The sequence below is a fragment of the Nocardioides sp. genome, assembly GCF_025964975.1.
GTDB lineage: Bacteria > Actinomycetota > Actinomycetes > Propionibacteriales > Nocardioidaceae > Nocardioides.
In genome coordinates this window covers 1-10251 of sequence record NZ_JAOPXV010000156.1, presented here as the reverse complement: position 1 = coordinate 10251, position 10251 = coordinate 1, and the positions used below count along the sequence as shown (strand labels likewise).

Genomic DNA, 10251 nt, shown 5'->3' with positions numbered 1-10251 from the left:
CGGTGGTGACGGGGACGCCCGTCTCCTCCGCCGGCGCGGGGGGCAGAGGAGCTGCACCGGCACGATGCCCGGCAGGTCGACGAACAGCGCGGGCCAGGTCAGCGCGGAGGTGCTGGCCTTGCCGCCGTCCGGGGGGTAGACGACCTTGCTCACGACGACCGTCTCGGCGTCCACCCGAGTCTGGGTGAAGACCACGGCCCGGCCGTACTCGGGGGCGGCCATGATCGCGGTGCGCTGCTGGCCGCCACGTCGATGAGGCCGGGGACCGGGCCGTCGCTGACGAACGTCACGGCGTTGCTGGGCGCGCCACCCCAGGAACCGAGGTAGGGAGCGTTCTCGTCGTCTCTCACGAGCTCCATCTGGAGGTTGTCCCCGTCGGGGAGCTCCGGTCGCTGTCCCCGGAGCACCTGCGGGGTCGCGCCCGGCAGGCGCTCCGCGATCGCTGCGTCGATACGCGTCCACACGTCGTCCGGGGGCAGCGTCGCCACACCGGTCTTCGGGTCGTAGTCGGCGCTGACCCCGACGGTCGCGGACCCCATCGCCAGCGTCGGCTCGTAGGGCTCCCGGTTCTCGGCCTCGTCGCTGCTGTTGGCGATCCCGAGCGCCACGACCCCCGCCACGGTGGCCCCCACGGCTGCGACCGCCGGGACCGTCCGGGTCCGGTGTCGAGCGGCATCACCGGCGGCGTACCTCATCACCAGCGGCAACCGGCCCGCGAACCGCGCGAGGACCGACACCACGAGGGGGACGACGAAGATCATCCCGAAGACGGACACGACCGCGCCGATCGCCACCCCGAACTCACCGTTCGCGAACAAGGCGGAACCCTGGGCGCCGACCACGGACAGCGCATCCCGATCCCCAGCAGGACCAGCCCGATGACCGGAGTGCGCGCGGACGGCGGGGCGTCACCACGACGTCCGGCGAGTACGGCGACCACGCCCTGCTTCGAGGACAGCCAGGCCGGCACCACCGCAGCCAGGAACGCGCTCAGCACGCCGAAGGCGGCCACGACGGCCACGACCAGCCACGTGACGTCGACCGGACCGAACCATGTGTCGCTGAACCCCTGCACGACCGGAACCAGCACCAGCCCGAGCAGCACGCCGAGCACCGCACCGAGCAGGGCTGCGACCGCACCGAGCACGACACCGGCGGCGAGGACGACGCGCCGGGCCTGACGCGGCGTGCCTCCACAGGCGGCCATCAGCGCGAGGTGCGCGCCTGTCGCCGTGCCCCGACGGCAAAGGCGGGCCCGGCGAGCAGCACGACCTCGAGCAGCGCCATCGAGATGATGAGCGCGACGACGGCCATGACCTCCCCCGACCTCCCGGTCTGGAAGGCGAGCTCCGGGGGCAGGTCGCCCACGGGCGGCGGGTCCTCGACGACGGCACGCGAATAGACGAGCGCACCGGCCCCGTTCAGGTCCTGGACGTCGGACCACAGGAGATCGTCGCCCCCGACCAGCCACCCGGTCCCCGAGGCGCCGCCAGCGGAGTCCGGTCCAAAGGTTCCCGGCAGGGCAGTGACCGTCGGAGCCCTTCGCCACGAGGCATCGCGGCCGATACCGACGACGGTGATCTCCTCGACGAGCACCTCCGCCGTGTCCCCGATCGAGAGTCGGCGTTCTGCGAAGGCCTCGTTGACAACAGCCTCCCCGGGCGCGGCGGGCAGCTCCCCTGTCCTCAGCTCGAACAGCCCCTTGGCCAGCGGGTTCCGCAGGTCCACCTCGCTCGGCATGATCTTGATGCGCCGGGATCCCAGCTCGACGTCCCCGTAGCCCTGGCTGATGGGAATGGCCTCCCGGTCGCCCAGGACGTCAGCGAGGTGGGCCCCATGACGGCGACGAGCTCGCCGGCGCGGGCGGTGAAGCTCACGCCGCGCAGGGCGTGGAGCACGGCGCTGTCTGGGAGTGTCATCGGCGGACTTCCTCGTGGTCGTCTGTGGTCACGCTCGGCCGCGTCGGCCGGGCGGGTGTGTGCAGCTGGCCCTCGAGGGCGGCGCGTCGCAGGCGCGCTTCGCAGTGGTCGAGCCAGCGGATCTCGGCCTCGGCGTCGAAGACGAGGGAGTCGAGGACCAACGACCAGGCGAGGTCCTCTGGCTGGTCGGGCCGGGACGCGCGGCCGGTGCGCTTGAGGCGGGTGTAGTCCTGGAGGGCCGACATCGATGCATACCGAGTATCTACCGCGCTCCGTCAGCCAGGCTGTCCGCAGGCAGGACAGACGCGCGGTCCAGGCTTGGACTGCCGGTGTAACGGGGAGGACGGACTTCGGCCCGCGCCCATTAGGGTGTGGGCCGTTCGACGTACAAGACGTCTTCACGAGGGGAATCACTTTGTCCAACTACGGCAACCCACCATCCGACCCGTACGGTCAGAACCCGCAGGACCCGACGGGTTCCAGCCCGCAGGAACCGTACGGTCAGCCCACCCAGAACCCGTACGGCGACCAGTACGCCCAGGGTGGCTATGGCGCCCCGCAGCACGCGCAGTTCGCCCACTGGGGCAAGCGGGTGGGGGCCTACCTCATCGATGGCCTGATCCTGGCCGCCGCCATGCTTCCCTACTACATCGGTGCAGGCATGGCCGCGGGTGGCGCGACGACGGAGATCGACCCGATCACCGGACAGCCCACCACCACGATGGGCGAGACCAGCGGCCTCGGTCTCGCACTGATGGGCCTGGGGTTTGTGCTCTACCTCGCCGTGTTCATCTGGAACATCTGCATCAAGCAGGGCAAGACGGGCTACTCGGTCGGCAAGGGCGTCATGGGAATCAAGCTCGTCAAGGCCGAGACGGGTCAGCCGATCGGCGCCGGCATGTCCTTCGTGCGCCAGCTCGCCCACATCATCGACGCGATCCCGTGCTACATCGGTTTCCTGTGGCCGCTGTGGGACGCGAAGCGCCAGACGTTCGCCGACAAGATCATCGGCACCTACGTCATCGACCAGCCGAAGGGCTGACCGCGTGACGAGGTCCGGCCGGCGGGTGGCGCGCGCGAGAGCCTTTCTCGTGGCGTTGGCCTGCTGGCCGGCCCTCGTCGGGTGCAGTGACGCGGCCTCCTCGAGGGAGGATGCCTCCGGCCCCGACGTCGACCCCGTCCGAGCTGAGCTGGTCGCGCTGTTCGCCGGCGACCACCCGGGCGACGACAGCACGGAGGCCGGTGAGTGCTTCGCCGACGGGCTGCTCGACAAGGTCACCCCGGACCAGCTGCGGGAGGGCGGCGTCCTGGACAAGGAGTTCGACGTCAACCGCGAGGTCACGGCCCTGGACCGCACCGTCGCCGAGGCGTGGACCTATGCCCAGCTGGCCTGCACCGACTTCGTGGCCGAGTCGACCAAGGCCCAGGTCGACCTGACCAGTGGCAAGCTCGACACGTCCAAGTACGTCGCCTGCCTGGACCGGCGCCTGGACCAGGACATCATCCGCAATGCGACGATCGCCGCGCTCATGGCCGACTGGTCCGACGAGGCGCTCGAGGACCTCAGCGTCGCCCAGTCCGTGTGCTCGAAGACGTCACTCCAGCCGAGCTGACGTAGCTCGGCCCAGCCGCAGCTAACCCGCGACCGTCATCACCACGACCGCCCGTGGCGCGGGCGCCACCCACTGCTGTTCGGCCCGGCGCAGGGTGCGCAGTGACCAGAACAGGAGCGGCACGGCCAGGACCGGCGAGAGCCAGAGCCAGCCACCTCCGGACGCGGTGGAGAAGATCAGGGCCGTGAACGTCGTGGTGACCGCCAGCCGCGACGAGTAGCCCACCATCACCAAAGGGGGGGCGGGCGTCGCCCGCGCCGAGCGCAGGTTCACGCTGAACGGCCGTCGGCCCGACCACAACATGCACACCGACACGACCTGCACCGTCACCACCAGGAGCAGCGTGAGCATCGAGATCGCCTGGTTGAGGGTCGGCACCCCGGCACGGACCGATGCCAGCGTGACCGTGATCGCGGACGCCCCGATCAGCCACTCCGCCAGCACCCGCGCCCGGGCGCGGAAGACCGTCCGCGGCGGCACGGGCAAACTCTCGCGCCACAGGACCCCGCGACCGTCGAGGCACCAGGCATTGACGCCGAACAACAGCGCACCACCGCTGATGACGAGGCCCGGCAGCACCATCACCGAGCCCCAGCTCATCGCCCCGACCAGCGCCACCAGCCCGGGACCGAGCGCGAGCACGATCAGGCCGCGGCGCATCGGCACCGAGCGCCATACGGCTGCGCGATCCATCCGGAGGAGCATGGCCGCGTCACTGAGCGGGAGCGGCCGGGCGGGATGGATCCCGCTCTCGACCTTCAGCTCGTCTCGAGGTGAACGGCGCAGAGCGGCCCCGGCGGGCAGCACCCCGACCAGGACCATGATCACGGTCAGGACGAGCAGCACCGGCACAGCGAGCCAGGCGTCCGCACGCGTGCCGTCCACGAAGGAGGCCAGCCGACGTGCCGGGCCCCCTTCCAGGACAGGGACGAACCGGCCGCTGAGATGGAGACCCAGGGCTCCCAGCGCACCCACGATGCTGATGGTGCGGACGATCGCCACCCCGCGCTCCCCACGGCGCACGATCTCGACCGTCCAGCCGACCGCCTGCCCCAGTGCGGTCCCGAAGGCGATCCAGAGCAGCACGAGCAGCTGGCCGACGAGCCAGCCGTCGCCACCGGTCACGAAGGACGTCGCCCCCAGCAGCAGCCAGACCTGGAGGAGGAAGGCGAGGTTGAGCGGACTCAGCGTCAGCGCGCCGAGGTGCTCGGTGGTGGTCGTGATCGGGTGGATCGCCGCCTGGTCGCGCGGCAACAGTTCACGCCCGCCCCCGCCCGAGATGGCCGAGACGATGCTCAGGACCAGGAAGCCGCTGAGCATGGACGGCAGGTAGCCGACCACCTGTTCCGGTCCTCCGACCTTCGCCAGGGCGCCGACATGGGGTGGGACGAGCATCGCAGCCAAGGTGCACACCACGAGCACGACGGAGGCGACAGCAGCGGCTCGCGGTCGGCGTACGGTCTGGGCGCGGAACCGCAGCAGGTGCCAGAGATCCGCGAGCGGGTCAGTCCAGGAGCGCGCGGTAGGCATCGGCGCCGGCCTCTCCCTCGAGCTCACCGGACGCCATCGAGGCGACGCGCGCCCCGCTGCGCAGCACCACGGCGGTCGTGCACGCCTGCATCGCCAGGTCGCGCAGGTGCGTCGAGACGAGCACGCAGGCGCCGCGGGCGCGAGCGTCGGCGACCACGTCCAGCGTCGCGTCCACGCCGATCGGGTCGACACCGTCGAAGGGCTCATCGAGGAGCAGCACGTCGGGCTGGTGGAAGGCCGCGAGCACGACGGACAGCCGTCGACTCATGCCGTGGCTGAAGCCGCTCGTCACCCGGTGCGAGACGTCCCCGAGGTCGAAGCGCTCCAGCAGGTCGCGGCTGCGCGTCTCCCAGTCGTCGATGCGCCGCAGCCGGGCGATGAGCTGGAGGTGCTCCCACGGTGTGGCGAGCGGCACGAGGCCGCCGACATCCGGGCAGTAGCCGACCAGCCTCTTCACCGAGATCGCGTCGCGTGCCACGTCGACACCGCCGACGAGGACAGTTCCCTCGGTCGGAGGCACCACCCCGGCCAGGACCCGCATCGTGGTCGACTTGCCAGCGCCGTTGCGGCCGAGCAGGGCCGTGGCCTGACCGGCCTCGGCGGACAGGTCGATGCCGGCAACGGCTTCCACCTCACCGAAGCGGACATGGAGGTCGTGGACGTCGATCACGGGGGGCACCGCACCATTGTCCCCGCTGCTCCCCCGGCGCGCGGAGAAACGACGGGACCGGTCCTCAGGCCGGGAACGTCTCGCCGAGCTCGGCGAGGCCGCGGAGGTGTGCGGTCGGTCGGAACCTCTCGCCGTACGCCGCAGCGAGCTCGTCGGCCCGCGCGATGAAGGCCGCAAGCCCCAGGGCACCGTCGCGCTCGTAGCCGACCATGAACTGGGCCGCACCGCCGGTGCTGGGCGGGAACCCGATGCCCATGATCGAGCCGATGTTGGCGGCGGCGGACGAGGTGATGACGCCCTCCTCGAAGCACTTGGCCGTCTCGAGCGCCTCCACGAACAGGAGCCGGTCCTTGATGTCCTGCAGCGGGATCTGGGTCTCGCTGGGAGGGAACTCCGTCGCCAGCCCCGGCCAGATCCGGGCGCGGCGTCCGGACTCGTCGTACTCGTAGAACCCGGCGCCCCTGAGACGTGAGGGGCGGCCGAGGGCGATCATCCTGGTGACGACCTCGTCGGCGGGGTGCTGAGTGGTCTCGGCGCCCTCGCGCTCGGCGGCGTCCAGGGCGGCCTTGCGGATCTTGGCCATCAGCTCCATGTTGAGCTCGTCGCAGAGCTGAAGCGTCCCGACGGGGTAGCCGGCCTGGGTGGCCGCCCGCTCCAGCGAGACCGGGTGGACACCTTCGGCGAGCATCGCGAGACCCTCGTTGACCATCGTGCCGATGACGCGCGAGGTGTAGAAGCCTCGGCTGTCGTTGACGACGATCGGGGTCTTCTTGATCTGCTGGACGACGTCGTAGGCCTTGGCCAGCGCGGCGTCGGAGGTCTCCTCGCCGCGGATGATCTCGACGAGCGGCATCTTGTCGACGGGGCTGAAGAAGTGCAGCCCGATGAAGTCAGCCGGTCGGGTGACCCCGCCGGCGAGCTCGCTGATCGGCAGCGTCGAGGTGTTGGAGCAGAGCAGGGCGTCGTCGTTGACGAAGGGAGCCACCTCGGCGAAGACCTTGGCCTTCAGGCTCGGGTCCTCGAAGACGGCCTCGATCACCAGGTCGCACCCGGCGAGGTCGGCGGGGTCGGCGGTCGCGGTGATCCGGCCCAGCAGCTCGTCGGCCTTGTCCTGGGTCAGCTTGCCGCGCTCGATCCCCTTCGCGTTGAGCTTGGCGGTGTAGGCCTTGCCCTTCTCCGCGTTCTCGACCGACACGTCCTTCAGCACGACCTGCATGCCGGCGCGGGCACACGAGTAGGCGATGCCGGCGCCCATCAACCCGGCACCGAGCACGCCGACCTTGGTCGCCTTGAAGCGCTCGATCCCCTCGGGCCTCAGCGACCCGGAGTTGATGGCCTGCAGGTCGAAGAAGAACGCCTGGATCATGTTCTTGGAGCCCTGGTCCACGATCAGGCTGGTGAGGTAGCGCGACTCGATCCGCGAGGCCGTGTCGAAGTCGACCTGCGCCCCTTCGACGGCGGCGCTGAGGATGGCGCGCGGCGCGGGATAGACCGCTCCCTTGGTCTGCTTGCGGAGCAACGCCGGGAAGGCGGGCAGGAAGGCGGCCAGGCTCGGTGACTTGGGGGTCCCGCCGGGCATCTTGTAGCCGGCCCGGTCCCAGGGGTTCTGCGCCGCCTCGGCGTCGTCCTTGACACTGGCGATCCAGGCCTTGGCCGCCGGGATGAGCTCCTCGCGGGTGGCGACGACCTCGTCGATCAGGCCCTTGGCGAGGGCGCCCTGCGGGTCGAACTGGGTGCCCGGCAGCAGGACGTCCATCAGCCCTGACTGGAGACCGAGCATGCGGACGACGCGGGTGACGCCGCCCCCACCAGGCAGCAGCCCCAGCGTCGACTCCGGCAGCCCCAGCTTCACGGAGCGGTCGTCCACCGCGATGCGGTGGTTGGCCGCGAGCGCGATCTCGAGTCCGCCCCCGAGGGCCGCTCCGTTGACGGCCGCGACGACCGGGCGCGGGAAGGTCTCCAGCTTTCGCAGGCTCGCCTTGATGGCTTCGCCCATCTCGAAGATCCGCTCGGCGTCGGCCTTCGTCGCCTGGATCATCGCGGTGAGGTTGCCGCCGGCGAAGAACGTCTTCTTGGCGCTGGCCAGCACGACGCCGGTGACCCCTGCGTCGGCGTCGTCGAGGTCGGCGTACAACCGCTCGACCGCTCGCTCCATCGAGTCCTTGTAGAGCTCGGTCATCGTGTTGGCGCTGGCCGTGGGGTCGTCCAGGGTCAGGGTGACGATGCCGTCGGCGTCGCGGTCGTAGCGGACCGCGCTGCGCTCGTCGGTGACGGCGGTCTGGGTGTCAGTCATGCGTAGTCCTTGAGGGCTGAGGGTAGTCCGGGGGAAATGGTCGTGTCAGGGGCGAGTCGAGAGCCGCTTGCCGCCGGACTACCGGCGGACAAGGCCGGAAGGAGCCGTGAGCGGAAGGGGGTCAGACCAGCTCGACGATGGTGGCGATGCCCATGCCTCCGCCGACGCAGAGCGTGGCGAGACCGCGCCGCTGGTCGCGCCGGGCGAGCTCGTCGACCAGGGTGCCCAGGATGATGGCGCCGGTGGCGCCGAGCGGGTGGCCCATCGCGATGGCGCCGCCGTTGACGTTGGTGATCTCGTCGCTGATGCCCATGTCGCGCATGAACCGCATCGCGACTGCGGCGAAGGCCTCGTTGATCTCGAACAGGTCGATGTCCTCGACGCCCAGCCCTGCCTTGGCGAGCGCCTTGCGGGCGGCCGGTGCGGGACCGGTCAGCATGATCGTCGGGTCGGCGCCGCTGACGGCCGTGGCGATGATGCGAGCGCGGGGGGTCAGTCCGAGGTCGCGCCCGACCTGCTCGTTGCCGATCGCCATGATGGCCGCGCCGTCCACGATGCCGGAGCTGTTGCCGGCGTGGTGGACGTGGTCGATCCGCTCGACCCAGTGGTACTTCTCCAGGGCCACGTCGTCGAAGCCGGCGTCCTTGCCCATCTGCGCGAAGGACGGTCGGAGGCCGGCGAGGCCCTCGACGCTCGTATCGGGCCGGATGAGCTCGTCGTGGTCGAGGATGGTGACGCCGTTGATGTCCCTGACGGGCACGACCGCGTTGGAGTAGTAGCCGTTGGCCCACGCCTTCGCTGCGCGGTGGTGGGACTGCGCGGCGAACGTGTCGACGTCCTCGCGGTTCCAGCCCTCGATGGTGGCGATGAGGTCGGCGCCGATGCCCTGGGGCACGAAGCCGGTGGCGAGCGCCGTCGCGGGGTCCATCGCCCAGGCGCCCCCGTCGCTGCCCATCGGCACGCGGCTCATCGACTCGACACCGCCGGCGAGGATCAGGTCCTCGAAGCCACCGCGCACCCGGCTCGCGGCCTGGTTGACCGCCTCGAGCCCCGAGGCGCAGAAGCGGTTGAGCTGCACGCCTGCCACCGTCTCCGGATAGCCCGCCTTCAGTGCGGCGGTCTTGGCGATGTCACCGCCCTGGTCGCCAATGGGCGTGACGACTCCCAGCACCACGTCGTCGACGCGGTGGGGGTCGAAGTCCGGGTTGCGCTCGAGAACCTCGTCGAGCAGGCCGACCACGAGGTCGACCGGCTTGACCTCGTGCAGTGCCCCGGCCGCCTTGCCCTTGCCACGGGGAGTGCGGATGTGGTCATAGATGAATGCCTCTGCCATGACCCGATTGTGACACCAGTACTGTCAGAATGGCGAAGGTGTGGCCCGAGTCACGACCCCGGTCACCGCTCCAGGCCCACGGCTGAGTCCCGAGGAGGTAGGTCCCCATGACATCCGTCACGCCAGAAGCCCTCGATCAACCGGCGCTGCTCACCCTCGACGAACTGACCGAGCGCGTGGACATGAGCGTGCGCAACGTGCGGTTCTACACGAGCAAGGGTCTGGTGCCGCCGCCCTTCCGCCAGGGTCGGTCCGGCTACTACTCGGCCGACCACGTCGCCCGCCTCGAGCTCGTCCGCGCCCTGCAGGACCACGGCTTCACCCTGTCCGCGATCAAGGGCTACCTCGACCGCATCCCGGCCGACGCCACTCCCTCGGACATCGCGCTGCACCTCTCCCTGCTCGCCCCGCTGACCGCGGATCGCGACGTCGACGTGGCAGAGGGCCTCGCCGCCCTGGGTGTTGCGCCCGAAGCCGCCGCTGCCGTCGCCGAGGTCTACGCGCGGCACGGACAGCAGGTCGCCGACGAGCTGTCCGAGATCGTGCGTACGCACGTGTGGCCGGCCGTCCGCGACGCCGGCGGCAGCGTCGAGGACCTCCACCTCCTGGTCCGTCGGCTGAAGCCGCTGACGATCGCCGGACTGGTCACGGCCTACGAGCAGGCGATGGACGCCTCCGCCGACTCCTACGAGCGCCGCGGGACCTCTCCGCGCACCTAGCCCGCCCGCACCCGGGTCAAGCGGTTCGTGAGCCACATTTCGGGTTCGGCGGATTCCAGACAGTCACGCAACACCGGGGTGTTTTGTGGTTTCGATGAGTAGTTTCTCAAGCGTTTCGGCTGGGGTGCGGAATGCGTGTCTCTTGCGGGGCCGGGCGTTGAGTTCGGCTGCGAT

11 protein-coding genes are annotated in these 10251 nt (G+C 70.4%); 3 read left to right on the top strand and 8 right to left on the bottom strand.

Annotated elements, in window-relative coordinates:
• Positions 1 to 149 precede the first annotated feature (149 nt).
• From JWN68_RS12090 to JWN68_RS12075, 4 genes are all read right to left on the bottom strand, one after another.
• On the bottom strand, positions 150 to 818 hold the full coding sequence (locus JWN68_RS12090) for a hypothetical protein (protein WP_297739081.1): 669 nt from the start codon (positions 816 to 818) through the stop codon (positions 150 to 152).
• Positions 758 to 1207, bottom strand: coding sequence for an FtsX-like permease family protein (locus JWN68_RS12085; RefSeq protein ID WP_297739079.1), 450 nt, complete (start codon positions 1205 to 1207; stop codon positions 758 to 760). The genes JWN68_RS12090 and JWN68_RS12085 overlap by 61 nt, the downstream gene beginning before the upstream one ends.
• Positions 1207 to 1740, bottom strand: a complete 534-nt coding sequence (locus tag JWN68_RS12080) for a hypothetical protein (RefSeq protein WP_297739076.1) — start codon at positions 1738 to 1740, stop codon at positions 1207 to 1209. The genes JWN68_RS12085 and JWN68_RS12080 overlap by 1 nt, the downstream gene beginning before the upstream one ends.
• A 175-nt stretch (positions 1741 to 1915) precedes the next feature.
• On the bottom strand, positions 1916 to 2164 hold the full coding sequence (locus tag JWN68_RS12075) for a hypothetical protein (RefSeq protein ID WP_297739072.1): 249 nt from the start codon (positions 2162 to 2164) through the stop codon (positions 1916 to 1918).
• A 170-nt stretch (positions 2165 to 2334) separates the two neighbouring features.
• Here JWN68_RS12075 and JWN68_RS12070 point away from each other — a divergent pair, with 170 nt between their 5' ends.
• Both JWN68_RS12070 and JWN68_RS12065 read left to right on the top strand, forming a co-directional pair.
• Positions 2335 to 2961 (top strand): RDD family protein, encoded by a 627-nt coding sequence (locus JWN68_RS12070; RefSeq protein WP_297739069.1) that lies wholly within the window; start codon positions 2335 to 2337, stop codon positions 2959 to 2961.
• 49 nt (positions 2962 to 3010) lie between these two features.
• Positions 3011 to 3532 carry a hypothetical protein gene (locus JWN68_RS12065; protein ID WP_297739065.1) on the top strand — a complete coding sequence of 174 codons (522 nt, stop codon included), beginning with the start codon at positions 3011 to 3013 and terminating at the stop codon, positions 3530 to 3532.
• A 21-nt stretch (positions 3533 to 3553) separates the two neighbouring features.
• Here JWN68_RS12065 and JWN68_RS12060 read toward each other — a convergent pair whose 3' ends face one another.
• From JWN68_RS12060 to JWN68_RS12045, 4 genes are all read right to left on the bottom strand, one after another.
• On the bottom strand, positions 3554 to 5062 hold the full coding sequence (locus tag JWN68_RS12060; protein WP_297739062.1) for a hypothetical protein: 1509 nt from the start codon (positions 5060 to 5062) through the stop codon (positions 3554 to 3556).
• Positions 5037 to 5741, bottom strand: coding sequence for an ABC transporter ATP-binding protein (locus tag JWN68_RS12055; protein ID WP_297739058.1), 705 nt, complete (start codon positions 5739 to 5741; stop codon positions 5037 to 5039). Before JWN68_RS12055 ends, JWN68_RS12060 begins: the two co-directional genes overlap by 26 nt.
• A 55-nt stretch (positions 5742 to 5796) precedes the next feature.
• Positions 5797 to 8025, bottom strand: coding sequence for a 3-hydroxyacyl-CoA dehydrogenase NAD-binding domain-containing protein (locus JWN68_RS12050; protein WP_297739055.1), 2229 nt, complete (start codon positions 8023 to 8025; stop codon positions 5797 to 5799).
• A gap of 121 nt (positions 8026 to 8146) precedes the next feature.
• Positions 8147 to 9358, bottom strand: coding sequence for an acetyl-CoA C-acetyltransferase (locus JWN68_RS12045; RefSeq protein ID WP_297739053.1), 1212 nt, complete (start codon positions 9356 to 9358; stop codon positions 8147 to 8149).
• A gap of 107 nt (positions 9359 to 9465) precedes the next feature.
• On the opposite strand from JWN68_RS12045, the gene JWN68_RS12040 reads away from it, so the two are divergent.
• Entirely contained in the window at positions 9466 to 10077 is a 612-nt protein-coding gene (locus JWN68_RS12040) for a MerR family transcriptional regulator (RefSeq protein WP_297739050.1), read from the top strand.
• Positions 10078 to 10251: the final 174 nt, after the last annotated feature.

What these genes read in the sequence shown, in the direction of transcription:
- JWN68_RS12085 (WP_297739079.1), bottom strand. Translation starts at nt 1,207, where the DNA reads ATGGCCGCCTGTGGAGGCACGCCGCGTCAGGCCCGGCGCGTCGTCCTC.
- JWN68_RS12080 (WP_297739076.1), bottom strand. Translation starts at nt 1,740, where the DNA reads ATGCCGAGCGAGGTGGACCTGCGGAACCCGCTGGCCAAGGGGCTGTTC.
- JWN68_RS12040 (WP_297739050.1), top strand. Translation starts at nt 9,466, where the DNA reads ATGACATCCGTCACGCCAGAAGCCCTCGATCAACCGGCGCTGCTCACC.
- JWN68_RS12050 (WP_297739055.1), bottom strand. Translation starts at nt 8,025, where the DNA reads ATGACTGACACCCAGACCGCCGTCACCGACGAGCGCAGCGCGGTCCGC.
- JWN68_RS12075 (WP_297739072.1), bottom strand. Translation starts at nt 2,164, where the DNA reads ATGTCGGCCCTCCAGGACTACACCCGCCTCAAGCGCACCGGCCGCGCG.
- JWN68_RS12045 (WP_297739053.1), bottom strand. Translation starts at nt 9,358, where the DNA reads ATGGCAGAGGCATTCATCTATGACCACATCCGCACTCCCCGTGGCAAG.
- JWN68_RS12060 (WP_297739062.1), bottom strand. Translation starts at nt 5,062, where the DNA reads ATGCCTACCGCGCGCTCCTGGACTGACCCGCTCGCGGATCTCTGGCAC.